This window comes from Streptomyces coeruleorubidus (assembly GCF_028885415.1).
GTDB lineage: Bacteria > Actinomycetota > Actinomycetes > Streptomycetales > Streptomycetaceae > Streptomyces > Streptomyces coeruleorubidus_A.
Genome location: NZ_CP118527.1, coordinates 8,737,696 through 8,754,312 on the forward strand (window position 1 = coordinate 8,737,696; position 16,617 = coordinate 8,754,312).

Annotated in this window: 12 protein-coding genes and 1 pseudogene; 6 read left to right on the top strand and 7 right to left on the bottom strand. The window is 68.6% G+C overall.

Going from position 1 to position 16,617, the window contains the following annotated elements:
* Positions 1-57: 57 nt before the first annotated feature.
* Entirely contained in the window at positions 58-732 is a 675-nt protein-coding gene (locus tag PV963_RS40160; RefSeq protein ID WP_342456415.1) for a PP2C family protein-serine/threonine phosphatase, read from the bottom strand.
* 186 nt (positions 733-918) lie between these two features.
* Between PV963_RS40160 and PV963_RS40165 the strand changes: the two genes are divergently transcribed.
* Complete coding sequence (locus PV963_RS40165; RefSeq protein ID WP_274821362.1) at positions 919-2,313, top strand: peptidase S8; 1,395 nt, start codon at positions 919-921, stop codon at positions 2,311-2,313.
* A 136-nt stretch (positions 2,314-2,449) separates the two neighbouring features.
* Here the strand turns inward: PV963_RS40165 and PV963_RS40170 are convergent, their stop codons facing one another.
* Positions 2,450-2,692 (bottom strand): hypothetical protein, encoded by a 243-nt coding sequence (locus tag PV963_RS40170; protein WP_274821363.1) that lies wholly within the window; start codon positions 2,690-2,692, stop codon positions 2,450-2,452.
* Between the two features lie 467 nt (positions 2,693-3,159).
* Here PV963_RS40170 and PV963_RS40175 point away from each other — a divergent pair, with 467 nt between their 5' ends.
* The 3 genes and pseudogenes from PV963_RS40175 to PV963_RS40185 all read left to right on the top strand — a co-directional run bounded on the left by PV963_RS40175 (position 3,160) and on the right by PV963_RS40185 (position 5,192).
* The gene (locus PV963_RS40175) at positions 3,160-3,411 is read left to right on the top strand and encodes a hypothetical protein (protein WP_274821364.1); all 252 of its coding nucleotides are present in this window, start codon (positions 3,160-3,162) and stop codon (positions 3,409-3,411) included.
* Between the two features lie 348 nt (positions 3,412-3,759).
* Positions 3,760-3,948, top strand: a pseudogene (locus PV963_RS40180) (hypothetical protein); the annotation flags it as partial.
* Between the two features lie 110 nt (positions 3,949-4,058).
* Positions 4,059-5,192: a serine hydrolase domain-containing protein gene (locus PV963_RS40185; RefSeq protein WP_274821365.1), complete on the top strand. Its 1,134-nt coding sequence runs from the start codon at positions 4,059-4,061 to the stop codon at positions 5,190-5,192.
* Positions 5,193-5,587: 395 nt separating this feature from the next.
* Here PV963_RS40185 and PV963_RS40190 read toward each other — a convergent pair whose 3' ends face one another.
* Complete coding sequence (locus PV963_RS40190) at positions 5,588-6,538, bottom strand: hypothetical protein (RefSeq protein ID WP_274821366.1); 951 nt, start codon at positions 6,536-6,538, stop codon at positions 5,588-5,590.
* Positions 6,539-8,148: 1,610 nt separating this feature from the next.
* On the opposite strand from PV963_RS40190, the gene PV963_RS40200 reads away from it, so the two are divergent.
* Positions 8,149-8,526, top strand: a complete 378-nt coding sequence (locus PV963_RS40200; protein ID WP_274821367.1) for a hypothetical protein — start codon at positions 8,149-8,151, stop codon at positions 8,524-8,526.
* 362 nt (positions 8,527-8,888) lie between these two features.
* Here the strand turns inward: PV963_RS40200 and PV963_RS40205 are convergent, their stop codons facing one another.
* Together PV963_RS40205 and PV963_RS40210 are read right to left on the bottom strand one after the other, a co-directional pair.
* Entirely contained in the window at positions 8,889-10,142 is a 1,254-nt protein-coding gene (locus tag PV963_RS40205; protein WP_274821368.1) for an SLC13 family permease, read from the bottom strand.
* A 107-nt stretch (positions 10,143-10,249) separates the two neighbouring features.
* Positions 10,250-11,368, bottom strand: coding sequence for a PrpF domain-containing protein (locus PV963_RS40210; protein WP_274821369.1), 1,119 nt, complete (start codon positions 11,366-11,368; stop codon positions 10,250-10,252).
* A 172-nt stretch (positions 11,369-11,540) separates the two neighbouring features.
* Here PV963_RS40210 and PV963_RS40215 point away from each other — a divergent pair, with 172 nt between their 5' ends.
* Positions 11,541-12,494: a LysR family transcriptional regulator gene (locus tag PV963_RS40215; protein WP_274821370.1), complete on the top strand. Its 954-nt coding sequence runs from the start codon at positions 11,541-11,543 to the stop codon at positions 12,492-12,494.
* Positions 12,495-12,532: 38 nt separating this feature from the next.
* Here PV963_RS40215 and PV963_RS40220 read toward each other — a convergent pair whose 3' ends face one another.
* Complete coding sequence (locus tag PV963_RS40220) at positions 12,533-14,971, bottom strand: SpoIIE family protein phosphatase (protein WP_274821371.1); 2,439 nt, start codon at positions 14,969-14,971, stop codon at positions 12,533-12,535.
* A gap of 506 nt (positions 14,972-15,477) precedes the next feature.
* The gene (locus PV963_RS40225; RefSeq protein WP_274821372.1) at positions 15,478-16,443 is read right to left on the bottom strand and encodes a glycoside hydrolase family 6 protein; all 966 of its coding nucleotides are present in this window, start codon (positions 16,441-16,443) and stop codon (positions 15,478-15,480) included.
* Positions 16,444-16,617: the final 174 nt, after the last annotated feature.

Below are 16,617 nucleotides of genomic sequence, written 5' to 3' on the forward strand. Positions count from 1 at the left end.
ACAAAACCACGCCGCATTGGATAAACGACAAGTCAAGCGTTTGTCATTGAAGTTTGATCACAGCTCGGCTGTGCGGTCGGGCCGGAGCAGGAGTAGGGCCATGTCGTCGGTGTGTTGACTGGCTTGGCGAGTGCGGTGGACGAGGTTGTCCACGAGTTGGTGGAGGGGAAGGCCGCTCCACTCGGCGAGGCTGTCTGCGAGGTCGGTGATGGCCTGGGCGATGTCCGTGCCGGGGGTTTCCACGAGGCCGTCGGTGTAGAGGGCGAGGAGTGCCCCCGGGTCCAGCGGCAGCGTGGTGAGTCGGTAGGAGGGGGTGCCGAGACCGACGCCGAGGGGCGGGCCGGGATGGATGGCAACGGCATGGGTCCGGTTGTCGGGGTACCGAAGGAGCGGGGGCGGGTGTCCTGCGCTGGCGAGGGTTACCTGGTGGCGGGTGAGGTCGATGTGGGCGTAGAGGCAGGAGACGAAGCGGCTGGCGTTCAGGTCGGCGAGGTCGCGGTCGGTGCGGGTGAGGACCTGGTCGGGCGCGGCTCCGGCGGTGGCGTGGGAGTGGACGGCCATGCGTACCAGGCCCATGAGGGCGGCTGCCGACATGTCGTGGCCTTGCACGTCTCCGATGACGGCCGCGACGGTGGTGTCGGTGAGGCGGATCAGGTCGTAGGCCTCCACCAGGCCGAGGGGGGCCGCCGACGCGAGGGTAGCGTCGTGGGTGGGGTTCGCCGAGCGGGGCATCGGTGGCCGGTCCATCTTTCCCTGCCGTGTCAACGCGTCCGGTCGAGGGTGTGGGTGCCAGATGCCGTCAGGGCTGGAACGCGAAGCGCCAGTGATCAGAGTGCACCATGGGGCTGATCGGGTGATAGTGGCTAAAGAGGAAGCTTCGCTCCATGCTCGCTCTGCTCGATCCTTGAGGGAGAGGCCATGGCACAGAACGGCAGCGACAAGTACGCGTACACGGATGCAGAGGATCCGGACGAGCGGACCAGCGTCTTCGCCCCGGACCAGGACCCTCAGGTTCCCGGCGAAGTGCTCGTCAAGATGACACCGGAGGCTGCGGAACAGGTCTCGGTCCCCGTGCCGACCGGTCGCGTGCGAGGGGCGCTCGCCGCAGTTACCCGTCTCGGTGTTGATCCGCTCGACCAGGCATTCCGCGACATCGGGGTCCGGTCTGTGACCCGGTTGCATCCCCCGCCGCTTCCCACCCGCGTGGGGATCACGAGTGTCGCGGAGCAGACCGACCTGAGTGCCTCTTTCCGTGTCCGCTTCGACCCGGCGCAGAGCGTCGCTCAGGCGGTCCAGCGGCTGAGTGGTCTGGGAGAGGTCGCGTTTGCCGAACCCAACCGCTGGCGTGAGCAGACCGCCGTGATTCCCAACGATCCCCTCTTCGCGCAGCAGTGGGGGCTGAAGAGGATCAACTGCCCGCGGGCATGGGAACGGAGCAGGGGCAGTGATGCGATCACGGTCGCCGTCATCGACACCGGAGTGGACCTCGACCATCCCGAACTCGCGCCGCTCCTGCGACAGGGAAAAGACTTCGTCGATCTCGGACCGGACCCGGTGGCAGATGACGGCTGGGTGTTCGAGGGCGACTTCCTGGGTGTGGATGACCTTCCGCAGGACGAGGTGGGGCACGGTACGCATGTCGCCGGGACCATCGCTTGTCGCTCCGACAACCGTGAGGGTGTGAGCGGTGTGACCTGGGAGTGCCGTCTGATGCCTGTGCGGGTGCTCGCCCGCATCCGTCGGCTCGCCGACGGCGTCATCAGCGGCGTCGGCAGCGCGGCGGACATCGCCGCGGGCATCCGGTGGGCGGTCGACCACGGTGCCCGGGTCCTCAATCTCAGTCTCGGCGGCACTGTGGCCACAGAGGTTGAGCGCGACGCCATCGCCCACGCCATCAGCCGCAACGTGGTCGTCGTAGCAGCGATGGGCAATGACTTCGGACCGGTGGTCAACTTCCCGGCCGCGTTCGACGATGTCATCGCTGTGGGTGCCACCGACCTGCTGGACCGTAAGGCGCCCTTCTCGAACACCGGTCCGCACATCGATGTGTCGGCGCCCGGGGTGAACATCCTCAGTACGTTCCTGGACGACACGTTCTCCTCATCGGACGGCACTTCCATGGCCTGCCCGCATGTCGCCGGAGTCGCGGCTCTGATCCTGTCCCGCGATCCCTTCCTGAGCGCCGACGATGTCCGCAACATCCTCCACGCCACCGCAAGGCCGCTGCGCCGACGTCCTGCCGACCCGGTGCCCAACGACCAATTCGGTTTCGGCCTGGTCGACGCCGACGCTGCCCTCGCTGCCCTCGTCTGAACTGCTGTCGTCGGATCTCGCGCGCTGCCCGCCGAGCACTTCCCTCGGCGGGCAGCTCGTCGGCCCGCAAAAGGTCCCGAAATCTTAGTCACGGGTATCTGTCCGGCCTTCAGCGCTCTGCCCAGGAGTGCGTCCTTCACGTACCCGGGCCGCTGGTGTAGCGCATTGCGTCTGGCTCAGCGTCAACCACACCCTCGACGCCGCGAGCAGCGTCCACCGCCGCGGAAACGCCGAGCTCGTCTGAAAACAGCGCCACTGCCCGGTCGGGTAGCGACTCGCGAGGAGCGTGTACCCGTTCCGCTCCCGCCATCTTCAAACCATCGGCGACAGCAGACCAATCCCTGTCCTCGGCCAGCTTCACGATGACACGCACCGACATCGCTATCTCCCTGGTTCTGGTTCGGAATCCTGTTCACTCCACCCTCTCCGATCCTCCTGCCCCGCGCGACGGCCGGCGAGAAACTCCAATCGGAACCCGAAGAGCACAGCACGATGCCAGTGACTTTGCGCATTCCCTCAAGCGGGTGGGGGCGCGTGGCGCGATTGGGTACGTCAGACGCCTACAGGCCGCTGTCGAATTCCGCCTGAGTGATGTGTTGCCAGGTCGTCGGCGGAACGTCGAGCGCACCTCACTGTCGCATCACTAAGCCTTGATTACCTTATGTATCCATGCTGTAGCGAGTCCTGGGGGACCTGTGACACAGATCCGGATTGCCATGTTCAACCTGTAGAAGCGACGCCGTCTTCGACGTGCGCAACCTGGTCATCGCCGTGCAGCGGTGAGCCGCTGGTAGCGGGGCTCGACGACCAGGTCGTTCCTCAGGGGCCGGGGTCTGCGTGCGCTTGGTGCACGTCATCACCGTGCATCTGAAATCCAAGATCCCCAGCGAGATCCCCGCCCAGATGATCGACCCCAAGAAGGACATCTGGCGCACCGCCGACAGCTGGGCCGAAGGCAGGTTCCTGTCGTCAATGAAACGCATGCGTCAGGCCCTGGAAGTAAGGCGCCTGATCGACCACATGCTCGTCACCCGCAACCTCCTCGCCCACTACCGTGGCTCAGAGATCCATAACGAGATCCTCCTTCACTTCGACTGACCGCGAGCGCCGGTCACGTCCAGAGGTCACGCCGGGTCGCTTCCCCGCGGGCAGCGCGGCCCACGCAGAGAGCTGTGTCGTCTCCAGGGCACCAGCTCGTGCTCTACCGGCTGCGGTCGGCGTACAGGTGGAGGGGGCCGGCCGGTCGTGATGGTCCGCTCGATCACCCATCTACGGCGGCCCAATCGCTCGCTGGACCGATGCCCTTGCGGGTGACACACATTCTGATCTGCGTGCGGAGTAACAGCGCGGACCGGCCGAGGTCGCCCAGCGGTCGGCAACAGTGTGGAGGCTCTCTTGACCCGGTACGCGAAGTGCCCCCTTGACCGGCAATCCGACAACAACCAGCGCGCCCTGTACCGCTACTTGCGCTGGCGCAACGCCAACGCCCGCCACCCCGGCGTGCTCACCGCCCCACGCAAGGAACGCGCCCGCGTCCGCAGCGAGAAAGGCATCCGCTGGGGCGGACGCCCCCTCATACCCGCAGCCACCGATGCCGCGAACTATGCGGTCACAGCACCAGGTCATATCTGTTAGGGGCGGCCCAGGGTTTGGATCAGGGTGATCACTGATGGGCAATGGTAGCTGCACGCAGCAGAGTTGACGTTGTCACCCAGGCCCGTCAACGCCTCTCTGAAGGAACCCGGATGCGCATCCGCCCCGCCGTCACCGCCCTGTTCCTGGCCACCGCTCTCGCCGTCGGCGCGGCGCTGCCCGGGACCGCCGCCATGGCTGCTGCCAGTTCCCCAGCTCCCATAACCGCCACCGTCCAAGACGTCCTCGACCACCTGCCCGACAACGTCGTAGCGGGCGCGCTGGTCAGACGGGACGGCGTGGGGGCCGCCGCCGGCCCTGTCACTGCTGACGCGTATTTCCGGATCGGAAGCATCACCAAAGTGTTCACGAATACAGTGGTTCTGCAGCTCGTTGCCGAGCACCGGATCGACATTGACGCACCGGCGCGGCGGTATGTCCCCGGGTTGATGCCCGGCGCGTACGACCGCGTCACCATCCGCCAGCTCCTCGACCACACGAGCGGTCTGCCCAGGCCCGCCGCGCCCCCTGGCCCTGCCGACGGACCGGGATGGTGGCTGAAGGCTTCGACGCCCCAAGACGCCCTGCGCAACTCTTTCGCCTCAGCCACTGACTCGCCGCCCGCCCCCGGCTCCGAGCAGCAGTACAACGGCCTCAACTCCCTCGTCCTCGGACTGATCGTCGAGAGGGTCACCCGTCACCCCCTCGCCCAGGAGCTGGAGCGTCGGATCATCCGGCCGCTGCACCTGCTCCACACCAGCATGCCCGCCGCCGACGACCCGACGATTCCCTCACCCCACGCGCAGGTCTACGTTGACGGCCAGAACGTGACCGAGCAGAGCCCGTACCCGTGGGCCGAGGGCGGCATGATTTCCACCGCCGCTGACCTGGACCGCTTCCTCATGGCGCTGTTCTGGGGCCGCCTGCTCCCGCCCATCCAGCAAAAGCTGGTGTTCGAGGTGCCGAAGGTGAAGGGCGCCGCCACCAACACGAACTGCTTCGGCCCAGCGGCCTGCTACAGCATCGGCGGGCTCATATGCGCTACCAGCTGCCGAACGGCGATTACGCATGGGGCAAGACAGGTTCCCGCCCCGGCTGGGACAACGGGTTCTTCGCAACCCGAGACCTCCGGCACCGCGTGGTGTACTCCCTCAACCCGACGGGGGCGGGCTCCGACCTCGCGCACATCAAGGCAATCGTCACCACCGCGCTCGCCGACTGACATCGTGATCTTTCGTTGTCTGTGAGAGGGGTTGGTATTACGGCAGGTAGGACAGGACGTAAACGCCTGCCCCGCCCACCGTGCGGAGCCCGTCGGGAGAGAAAGCGCATTGGTTGATCCAGTGATTGTGGCCGCTCAGCACTGCTTGTTCGGTGCCGTCGGGGAAGCGCGCCAACTGATGAGAATGCGCAGTCCCAGACCCGATCGGTAAAGCCGGGCAGGGAAGCATGTTCGGGATGGGTACGGTAGAGCTGACTGAGACCTATACCTATCGGAGTTTCCTCAACAGGCCCGAGCTCGTCGAGGACTTCAACAAGCTCCGGTTCGCTGAACTGGAGTTGAGACTCGCTGTTGATCTACGAATACGACGGTCTGACCTGACCTGACGTGTCCGTCCGTGCCAGGCTGCGTGCCGGGCGGTCAGACGTCCTCGTAGACGGCAAAGCGGGCGGGTTCAACAACGCCTGCCTGCTTCAGGTGCTCGACGGTGGTTTCCATGCTGCTGAGACGCGACTGCAGAGCGTCGGCCTCGGCGTTGCCCGGCTGAGCGCGCAGAGCGAGCAGGGCCACAGGGCGATGGTCGTGATCGCCTGCGGGGCCGCTCCACGGTGGGTCGAAACTCCACGGAACTGGTTGCCCTGTCAGCTCGTTGGCAGCCATCCAGTCGTCGATCCGGGCGTCCACCCAGCCGTGGAGCTTCCAGAAGATTGGGTTCACGTGGGCGGAGTAGGTGTCGGCGAGCCAGTTGTAACTGGCGTCATCCCATTGGGGGTCGACGTTGAATGCGTCCCCGCCTGGCCGGTAGGAGGGCATTGCGGCTGACCAGCGCAGATGCATCCGGTTGTGGATGCCGAACTCGATCCTCGCGCCGAGGCGGCGGAGTGTCATCTGACGGAGCTTCGCCGGGTCGGTGAACTCCGCCTCCCACTGGCGAATCCGGTTGAATGACTCCTGAGTCTTGGCGTTCCGGATGACGTCGGCGGTGTCGCTGTCACCCGGGATGTCAAAGGGGGGCGGGACCGGGTATTCAGTGTCCTCCGGGGGCGGAATTGTCGGCCATCCCTCCACACGAGGATGCTGCGGGTCGCCCAACTCGGCAAGAATCTCGTTGACCATGGCGATCATCTGCCGGTGCATGAACAGGAAGTCCTCGCCCGAGCCGTTGTCGAGTTCGACAGAGGGTATCCCGGTGACAGGGTCAGGCGCGGTCAGGGAAGGGCGCGGCGGCTCCCAGCCGTGGTGGCGGAACACCTCCTGCTCCTCCGGTGTGAGATTCGCCCAGGAGTCACGTGCGGTGTGCCACAGCATGTGGTGCAGACGCATGGCGCGATCGGCCATGGCGTCGATCACGGGCTTGGGAAAGGTGTTCATTTGACTCAACCTTTCTGGAGTGCAGCAAGGTTTGCCAGAGGCGCAATTTCGGCGTCCTCATGGAGTCTTGTATGGCAGACGAGTCAGGAGGCAGTCGGCGAGGTCCGTTCGAGGCCGTGCCGGAGGTGACGTGCGTGCGTGGGTATGCCCAACTCGACAGGCCATAGATGACCGCCAAGGGGCAAGTGTGTCAATGGCATGGAATCCGGTGAAGTTTCGCTTCCGCTCCTGTTCCACTGTGACGCAGAACATCTGCTGATGCATCTGGTGTCCAGCGGCAACCAGCCGCGGCGCCACGACATTGGTTCAGGCCGTGGGAACAGTGTTTGATGACAACGTTCAACCGTCCCCTGCTCGACGAAGCACAGCAGCCGCACCGCGCTGCGGCAGTGCCGAGAAGGACCACGGTGCGACGGCCGTCTCCAAGCGGTGAGCTGCTTAGCCGACCGGCGGACCGGCCGACGGGGCCGAGCCCCCTGCCCGGCCGCCGCAGGCGGAATGCGGCGGCCGGCAGGGGCGGTCAGCGATGTGTGCTCCCATGGAAGGTGGCTCGTTGGTAGGGGGGTTCGGAAGAACGCCACCCAGGACGGGTAAGCCAGCAGGGCCACCGCGTCGCACCCTACTCAGTCCGGCGGCAGCCCCGACTGTCGGCGCGCGGCCCACTCCAGAGCCGTACCGCGGCGCTCGCCGCGGGCCCACGCGGACGTCACTGGCGTGGATCCCCCGCGTGCGGCTGACCGTCAGGACGACAGCCCGCCGGCATCAGCAGTGAGGACGCACCCGCGGATGCAAGTGTCGCCGTCGGCCGCCATGCTCGTCCACGACAGGAAGATCGAGGACGCTGGCCACGGTAGTGGTCTGGAGCACGCCGAGGTCGCTGTTCACCGTGGCGTTGATGTGCGCGGCGACGAACCGTCCGTTGTCGAGGGCCGTCAGCACGCTCCGGCCCAGGCGTCCGAACCCGTGATGTCGGGGCGGATCTCGCCCGTGCGGGGCGTGCTGTCGTAGCCGAAGACGCGGTAGCGGAGCCCGCCGCCGCCCACCGCTTCGCCGTTGGTCCAGGCGACGGCGAAGTCCCCGTTGTTCAGCAGCGTTCACGGCTCCCGACGCCTTGCTCTGGGGCGAGCGCCGCTGACGCTGAGGATTGCGGGCCGCACGCAGCCATCCCGCAAGGACGGCGCCCTCAGCCTCCGTCGCCTTGTCCCATCCCGTGCCCAGCAGCCACGAGAGCCGGAACCAGCGCAGGAGCCCATAGGCGTAGCTCCGGCCGGTCAGTGGGCTGCAGTCGCCCACGGCCAGGTCTCGCAAGTACGCGGTCACCGGCTCGACTTCGCTGCCGAAGCCGTTGACGACGACGTACGGAGGGCAGGGTGATGCATCGGGTGTTCGGCCTATCGGGGTGCGGTGGGTGGTGTCGTGGATGGGAGCCGGCAACGCTCCTGGGCTGTCAGGCTGAGGCAGACGTTCTGGCTGGGCGGTGGTGACGGCAGGCGCAGGCGCCGGGTGTCTGTCTCGTGCGCCCGGGCCGCACTCCCTTGCCCGCCCGCACCGGGTCGCAGTGACTGTGCTGAGCGGGACCGGTCCCGGGCAGCGTCGATAACATCCGCGAGATGTCTTCGGATGAGATGAACAGGCCCCCGGCGCCGGTCGTTGCAGCGGTTGTGATCTACGCGCTGTTCGCCGCCGTCCTTCTGATCTCCGCTGTGGTCATTGCGATCGCAGGCGCGCCGGCGCTCGCACTGCTCGGCCTCGTCGCGCTCCTGCCGGGCTCGGTGGCTCTCGGGCTATGGCAAGGCAACCGCGGTGCCCGGGTTGGCGCGATCATGTTCGGGATCCCGTCCGTTGTGGTCCCGATCGTGATGCTCTTTCTCCTCGCGGCACCTGAGTCGTCCCGGGCCTGGTTCACCCACGACGAGCTGGACGATTTCGACTTCGTCGACGAGGACGGCGACGACGAGGATGACGAACGGGTGGCTGGCCGGGAGTGACGCCGTAGCTGCTTCAGCGGTGCAGCTGATCCGTGGTCAGCCTTCGGCTGTGTGCAGTGCCCGGGCCGCCCTGGTGCTGGCGAGTCGGTGGGACTCGTGCCGGTCTCGATGATGTTCCTGGCGAGGACTGGAAGTACGGCAACTGGCGGGGTGGCACCACCGGCTGCGGATGTGTGCCGCAAAGGCGCGGGGACTGCCCGCGACGGCGGGTGGGGCCAGGTGCGATAGTCCCGATGCGGGATCGGCGGTCGCTTGACCTCCGGGTGAGGCCGTATCTTCCCTGGCCCGCACACAGAATCAGCACGGAGGGCGCCGTGCGTGGTCTGCTCGGCGCCCTCCGCTGTCCGTCGTCCATCTCTGCGCTATGACCAGGGCAGGACCAGGGCGCCCCAGGCGACGACGGGGCCGAGGGCGACGATTCCGCCGGTGTAGCCGATGACCTGGCGGTAGAAGCGGCGGGTGTCCACCCCACGGGCGTTGCTGAGGACGAGTGCTCCGTTGGTAGAGAAGGGAGAGGTGTCGACGATCGTCGTGGAGACGGCGAGCGCGGCGATCAGTCCGGCGGCGCTGAGGTGGCTGGAGAGCAGCAGCGGTACGGCGATGGGGATGATCGCTGTGAGAATCGCGGTGGAGGAGGCGAAGGCGGAGGTGATGGCCACGGTGAAGCACAGCAGCAGGGCGACGACGAGCGGGGCGCCCAGGTCGGCGGCATGTTCGGAGATCTCCTCGATGATGCCGGCCTTCTCCAGCATCGCGATGTACGTCATCATGCCCGCGACCAGAAGCAGGGTGGCCCAGCTGACGCCGTCCACGGCCTTCTCCTGCCGCTTCATGTCCACCAGGGCCAGCAGGGCGCCGGCGCCCAGCGCAAGGAAGCCGATCTCCAGGTGGAAGCCGAGCGCGCCGACGACGAGGGCCACCAGGGAGGCGAGGGTGAGCCACTGCCGCCAATCGGGCCTGCCGGAGACGGCGAGGTCCTCGTCGTCGGCCGCCTCCGCGGCGCCCTCGACCAGCGGGGCGGGACGCTTGGCGAGCAGGGCATAGGTGAGGATCGAGAGCACCAGGTTGATCACGAAGCTGGCGCTGAACAGCGCCACGGCGGAGACCTGCAGATCGGTCTTGTCGACGAGGCCGAGCACCAGCGCACCGGAGACGGCCAGCGGGGAGAACGCGCCCGCGTGCCCGCCGCTGATCACCATCATGCCGACGACCAGCGGGTTGAGCTTGTAGCGGTAGGCGAAGTTCATGCCGATCGGCGCGAGGATCGCGACCGCGGCCGGAGTGAACGTACCGAACGCCGTCAGCAGGGCGGCCACCAGGAACAGCACCCAGGGGATGAGCTCTACCTTGCCGCGTACCAGCCGCACCCCGGCCGCGACGAGCCAGTCGATGGTGCCGTTGCGGCGGGCGACGGAGAACAGGTAGGTGACTCCGACGATGGTGACGAAGAGCTTCGCCGGGAACCCCTCGAAGATCTCGTCCTCGGTGAGGCCGAGCGAGGCGGTGCCGACCGCGAAGGTGGCGACGAAGGCGAGGATGCCCAGGTTGATCGGCAGCACGGTGCCGACCACGAACATCACCAGTAGGGCGCCTATGGAGATCACTTCAGCAGACATCTTTGTCCTTGGTGCGGTGGGGACGGGGTGGCGCGCCCCGAGGGCGCGAGGGTATCCCGGTGTGGACGGCTGGGAGCCGGCCTGACCGAGGTGGTGTTCGTCGTGGCTCAGGCGGCTTGCGGGCTGCCTGCTTCCGGTACGTAGATTCGGGCGTCGGCGAGCAGACGGGCCGCGCGCTGCACGGTGACCCGGTGCGGCAGGCCGTCCCTCACATCGGTGCAGCGGACCGCGACGACGCCGGCGGGCGTGCCGAGGCGCAGCCACTCATCGGTCGGGCCGTCCGTGATCCGGGAGACCACGGACCCCTCCAGCAACCCGGCCGCCGCGACGGCGACGGCAGAGGTCAGGCCGATCGCGGGGTGCGGGGCGTTCATGGTGAGCATGCGCACCGACACGTCGTAGTCCTCGGCACCGATCGGTTCACCGAGGGTGGTGGTGTACGGCACCGACGGGCCGACCAGGCCCACCTTGGGCACCGCGTCGCCCGGTTCCTCGCCCGGCCGGAGCAGCCCCATCAGGGGTGCGGCGGTATGACGGACGGTGCGCAGCCAGGGGACGTCTGCGCTCATCCGCTCCAGTGACTCGGCACCGGTACGTCCGGCACTGGCGGCGTCGACAAGGACGACCGGGGCTCCCGCGGTCACCATGCTCACGCGTACCGGCTCGGCGGCGCCGACCCGCAGGTCCTGGGCGGTCCGGCCCGTGGGGAGCAGTAAGGCAGTGGTACCGGCGGGGTTGCGGAAGGTGAGGCCGACTGCGACCCCGCCGGCACGGGTGCCGGGTACCGTCTGGCGGCCGAAGTGGTGCACCACGCCTCCGGGGGTGTCGACGATCCCTTCGAGGACCGCGCCGGTATTGGTGTTGCGCATCACCACGCGCGTCCGGTCGCCGGTGACCGGAACCATTCCCTTGGTCACCGCGTACAGGGCGACGCCGGTGGCGCAGTTGCCGCAGTTGCTCGTCCACTCCACCGAGCCCGTGCCGATGCCGACTTGAGCGAACAGGTAGTCGACGTCGATGCCAGGCTGGGGTGAGGCGCTGACCACGGCCGCTTTCGAGGTGGTGGGGGTGGCCCCGCCCACGCCGTCCAACTCCACGGGATCGGTGGCGCCGTACGCGGCGACCAGCAGCCTTTCGAGGTCGCCACGGTCGGTCGGGACTTCGACCTGGTTGAACAGCCAGCACTTGCTTGTGCCGCCACGCACCAGGGTCGCGGGAATGTGCACGTCTGAGGCTCTTCCTGGATCAACGGAGGTGGGAGGAAAGGGCCGAGGCAGCGGTTACGGGCGCATTGCGGCCGGTGAACCGCTCGGCGATTGCGGAGACCTTCGCAGAGGCATGACTTCGGAACAATCGCAGTTCGCTTCACCTGGGTTTAGCTCAGCTAAAGTCGACGGCATGCTCAACGTGCGCCGTCTGCTGCTGCTCACCGAGGCCACCGAACGCGGTTCACTCACTGCCGCGGCGGAAGCCCTCGGCATGACCACCTCCGCCGCTTCCCAGCAGATGTCCCTGCTGGAGCAGGAGGCAGGGCAGCCCCTCATCGAGCGGCTGCCACGCGGTATCCGCCCCACCCCACCGGGTGCCGCGCTGGCCGAACGTGGTCAGGCCATCCGCCGGGAGCTCCGTGCAGCCCAGGCCGACCTGGACTCCTTCACCGCCCTCGACCAGGGCACCTTGCGGCTCGGTTCCTTCCCCACGGCGAGCGCGTCCCTGCTTCCGCTGGCGCTCACGCGTTTCCGACGTCGCCACGCCGGTATCCGCATCGAGGTACGCGCCGGAGTCCTCGCGGAGCTCAGGGAGATGCTGCACACCGGCGAGGTGGAGCAGGGACTGCTCTGGGACTACGAATGGAACCGCCTCGACGATCCGGCGCTCTCCCTCACCCACCTGCTGGACGACCCCACGGTGCTGGTCGTCCCCGCCGACTCACCCCTGCGCACACATCCCTCCGTGCGCCTCGGCGACCTCGCCGACCAGGAGTGGATCATCCGCGCCGACAACCACCCCGTCGCCGACGTCCTGCGCCGAAGCTGCCGCCAGGCGGGATTCGAGCCGCGCATCGCCTACTCCTCGCACGACTACCAGGAGGCGCAGGCCATGGTCGCCGCAGGTCTCGGCATCGCGCTCGCACCCCGCCTGGCCCTCACCAGCCGACGCAGCGACGTACGCCTCCTGCCGTTCGCCTCCGACGTCCCGGCCCCCACCCGCCGCATCCTCCTCGCACGCGCCGCGGCACGCCCCGCCACCCCACCCGCCCAGGCGATGGCCCGCGTCCTGCGCGCGGTGGCCCAGCGATTCACCGCCCCAGACCTGCACCGTGCCCAGCTCGGGGCCGTCCGGCGGGGCTGACGCCCCGGCCACGAGCTGCGCCCCGGCCAAGAGGTCATCTAGGGGAGGGCCTGTGCGCACCAGATCGTCTTGCCGCTGGTGGTGTGCCGGGTGCCCCATCCCTGGGTGAGCTGGGCGACGAGCAGCAGGCCCCGGCCGCCCTCGTCGAAGGCGCGGGCCCGGCGTAGGTGCGGGGCGGTGCTGCTGGCGTCGGAGACCTCGCAGATCAGGGAGGTATTGCGAATCAGCCGCAGCCTGATCGGCGGCTCGCCGTATCTGATGGCGTTGGTGACCAGCTCGCTGACGACCAGTTCGGTGACGAATGACGCCTCCTCCAGGCCCCAGGCGTCCACTTGGTCGACGGCGAACTTCCTGGCGTGCGGCACCTGCGCGGGGTCGGGTTCGACGTCCCAGTCGGCGACGTGGTGGGGATCCAGCGCGTGAGTGCGAGCGAGCAGCAGGGCGGCGTCGTCGGTGCGGCGCTCGGGGAGCATGGCGTCCATCACCGTGTCGCACAGGGCCTCCAGTGAGGTGGCCGAGTGGTTCAGGATGCGCCGCAGTTCGGCGATGCTCTGGTCGTCGTCGCGCTTGCGGCTTCGCACCAGTCCGTCGGTGTAGAGGGCGAGCAGGCTGCCCTCGGGCAGTTCGAGCTCGGTGGCCTCGAAAGGCAGCCCACCGATACCGAGCGGCGGTCCCGGCTGTGCGGGTACCGGTGTCCTGGTGCCGTCCGCGGAGATGATCAGGGGCAGGGGATGGCCGGCGCTCGCCAGCGTGCAGCGCCGGGAGACAGGGTCGTAGACGGTGTACAGACAGGTGGCCCCGGACTCGCCGGTCTGCTGGAAGTGTCCGGCGGGCTGGAGGTCGCTGGCGAGGTGGAGGACCAGGTCGTCCAGGTGGGTCAGCAGCTCGTCCGGCGGCAGGTCGACGTCGGCGAGGGTGCGGACCGCCGTGCGCAGGCGGCCCATGCTGGCCGAGGCGTGCAGGCCGTGGCCGACGACATCGCCGACGACCAGGGCGACCCGGGCGCCGGACAGCGGAATGACGTCGAACCAGTCACCGCCCACTTCGACGCCGGTCCCGCCGGGCAGGTAGCGGGATGCCACCTCGACCGCCTCCTGGATCGGCAGCCCCTGTGGCAGCAGGCTGCGTTGCAGGGTCAGCGCGGTCGCGCGCTCGCGCGAGTACCGGCGGGCGTTGTCGATGGCGACGGCTGCCTTGGCGGTCAGCTCTTCGGCGAGGATCAGGTCGTCGGCGGTGAAGGCCTCGGGCCGGTCGCGGCGGGAGAAGGCGACGACGCCGAGCAGCGCGCCGCGCGCCCGGAGCGGCACGGTGATCCGGCCGGTCAGCCCCTCCGCGGCGATGGACCCGTCGATCAACGGGTTGCCCGGTGGCCAGTGGGCCGGGTCGGCGGCGAGCCCGGGCCCGAAGGCCCATTCGCCGCCCTCGCCGGGCTCGGCGGCGAGCTCGACCGTGGACCTGCCGGTGGCCATGCAGCGGGCGGCGACGGAACCGGGAGGGTGGCTGACCGGCATCGGGGGCCCGGGAGCCCGGTCGTTGTCCTCCTTCACGCTGTGCTGGGCGGCACGGCTGAGCGTGATGCTCTCGCCGGGGATGAACCCGGACGCGGAGGGCGGTTCCTCTCCGCGCAGCACCTCGTCGAAGAGATCCACGCTGACGAGGTCGGCGAATCCAGGGACCGGGGTCCTGGCCAGTTCCTGTGCGGTGCCGATCACGTCGAGTGTCCGGCCGATGCCGCCGCTGGCCTCGTTGAGGATGAGCAGGCGCTGGCGAGCCCAGTACTCGGCGCTCATGTCGAATCCCCAGTTGGCAACCGCGCGGACCCTGCCCTCGGCATCTCGGACGGGCCACATGCTGGTGGCCCAGGCGTTGGCGTAGTTGCTGCCGAGCGGGCGGAAGACGGTGATGAGACGCGCGGGCTTGCCCGTCCTCGCCACCTCGGCGAGCTGGTCGGTGTAGGGCTTGTCGTCCCTTTCGGGAAACAGCTCGCGGTCGAATTCGGGAAACAGCTCGCGGTACTTCTTACCGAGCACTTGCTCCTCGGAGTGCGCTATCACCCGGCCCGAGGAGGCGTTGATCCACAAGAACCGCAGCTCAGGGTCGTAGACGCCCAGAGCGAAGGGGCACTGCTCGAAGGCCCGGTCGGCGATCACCGGGCGGCGTCCCCAGCGCTGGATGGTCACCGCGTGACCCAGTGCCCGCCCGTCGGGGCCGAACAGGGGGTGAGCCGCCAGCACGGCGTCCACCGTGGAACCGTCCCGATGGCGCAGGAGGATGAACCCCGTGTGGTCGGGGCCGGCGCCGTAGCCCTCGGGGAAGCCGGCGGGTGGGGGATCGACCAGCAGGTCGGCCACGGGACGCCCGACGGTGTCCTGCGCCGTCCAGCCCAGCAGCAGCCGCCCTCCCTCGCTCCAGCCGCTCACCACGCCGTCCGGGTCCACAACGACTGTGGCAGTGGGGGCGTCCTTTGTGCCGGCCATTTCCACGCGTCACGCCTCCGTCCGGACAGCCGTCGCGCCAGGGCTGGTTTCCAGCGGCTGCTTCCAGCGTAGGTCCGCCTCCGCTCCACGGCGCCCCGGCCTGCCTGGTACGCGACTGGAGCACCCGCCGCCGCTTCCGCGTAGCAGCTGCCCGGGGCCGCGGTCGGCGCTCGGTGCGTTCCTGGCACGCACGTCTGGCGCACCAGGGTGCGTAGAGCGTGAGACCGGCGGGGCCGGGGGCCGTACCCTGCGTGTCCTGTCCCGCGCCGGCGTCCGCACCCACCTCAGCCCGCACCGTGCCCTCGGCTCCGCCGGCCGATTCGTCCTCGCCCTGGTGTGGCCGGAACACGACCGGACCTGCGTGCCGTGCGACCCCTTGCCGTCTCGTCCCTGCCAGGGGACGCGCCCCGCCGATGCGATTCCACCGGCGGGGCGGCGCTTCAGTGGTTTGCTCGACCGCTGCCGGCGACCCTGGGCAGGACGAACCAGCCCAGGGGAGTCCGGGATCAGTAGCCGTAGATCATCTTGTAGGCGACCTCGGGGAGGAACTGCCCGGCCGAGGAGCCGCCTCCGACGCCGCAGTTGCCGTCGGACTCGCCCGGGGTCTTGATCCACAGAAGCATCTCGGCGCCTCCGCCTGTCTGGGTGGGGGTGCCGAGCCGGCGGCCTGAGGGGTTGCACCACTGGCCGTTGGAGCCGTTGCCATTGCGGCTGGTGTCCACGACGAACGGCTTGGTGTAGCCGTAGCGGGCGCTCAGTTCCCTGTTGACGGCGTTGCCGTAGGCCGTGTTCTCGGCGGTGGTGATGTAGTTGGAGACGTTGAGCGAGAAGCCGTGAGCCTGTCGGAGGCCGGCTTCGTGGAGGCGCCGGGCCATGGTCGCCGCGTCGGCCCAGCCCGGGTTGCCGGCGTCGAGGTACACCCAGGTGTTGGGGGCCTGGCGGTTGAACTCGGCGAGGGCGCCGGTGAGCATGCCCTCGCGTTCGTCGATCTGGGGCTGGGTCATGCAGCCGTAGTCCCCGAGGGAGTCCGGTTCGAGGATGACGACGGCCGGGCGGTTGGCGATCCCGCCGGCGAACTGGGCGATCCAGCTCCGGTAGGCGGACGGCGAGGCGGCGCCGCCCGCGGAGTGCCCGCCGCAGTAGTCGCGGTTGTAGATGTTGTAGGCGACGAGGAGGGGTAGCTTGTCGACGCGGTCCGCCGCTCCCACGTACGCTCCCGTGGCGGTGCCGATGGTGCCGCTCCAGGAGCCGAACCAGCGGGCCATCGGGGTGTTGGCGATGGAGGCGTTGATGGCGGCGGCTCGGCCGTCGCCGGGATTGGCGGCCACCCACCTCTTCGCGCTGGAGTCGGGGTCCACGTAGAACCCACTGGTCATGGTCGTCGGGTCGGCCGCGTGCGCGGACGGTGCGACGGCGAACGCCAGCGGCAGAGCGAAGAGCGCTGCGGCCAAGGCGCGGAGTCTGCGGCGCATGACTGAACCTCGATTTCCTGGCAGGGGTGCGTCGCACGCTCTGGTCCCGAGCGTGCGACCTGAGCAAGAGCGGTGGTACGACCTGACTTTGGGAGCGCTCCCACTGGATGCGGTCCCCACGTCCCTCTGACCTGCACGGGCAATATGGGAGTGGGCCCCGCACGAGCGGCGGGG

Bases quoted from the DNA above. Each gene is read 5' to 3' on its own strand.
- PV963_RS40160 (WP_342456415.1), bottom strand. From the start codon at position 732: ATGCCCCGCTCGGCGAACCCCACCCACGACGCTACCCTCGCGTCGGCG.
- PV963_RS40165 (WP_274821362.1), top strand. From the start codon at position 919: ATGGCACAGAACGGCAGCGACAAGTACGCGTACACGGATGCAGAGGAT.
- PV963_RS40170 (WP_274821363.1), bottom strand. From the start codon at position 2,692: ATGTCGGTGCGTGTCATCGTGAAGCTGGCCGAGGACAGGGATTGGTCT.
- PV963_RS40185 (WP_274821365.1), top strand. From the start codon at position 4,059: ATGCGCATCCGCCCCGCCGTCACCGCCCTGTTCCTGGCCACCGCTCTC.
- PV963_RS40190 (WP_274821366.1), bottom strand. From the start codon at position 6,538: ATGAACACCTTTCCCAAGCCCGTGATCGACGCCATGGCCGATCGCGCC.
- PV963_RS40200 (WP_274821367.1), top strand. From the start codon at position 8,149: ATGTCTTCGGATGAGATGAACAGGCCCCCGGCGCCGGTCGTTGCAGCG.
- PV963_RS40205 (WP_274821368.1), bottom strand. From the start codon at position 10,142: ATGTCTGCTGAAGTGATCTCCATAGGCGCCCTACTGGTGATGTTCGTG.
- PV963_RS40215 (WP_274821370.1), top strand. From the start codon at position 11,541: ATGCTCAACGTGCGCCGTCTGCTGCTGCTCACCGAGGCCACCGAACGC.
- PV963_RS40220 (WP_274821371.1), bottom strand. From the start codon at position 14,971: ATGGCCGGCACAAAGGACGCCCCCACTGCCACAGTCGTTGTGGACCCG.
- PV963_RS40225 (WP_274821372.1), bottom strand. From the start codon at position 16,443: ATGCGCCGCAGACTCCGCGCCTTGGCCGCAGCGCTCTTCGCTCTGCCG.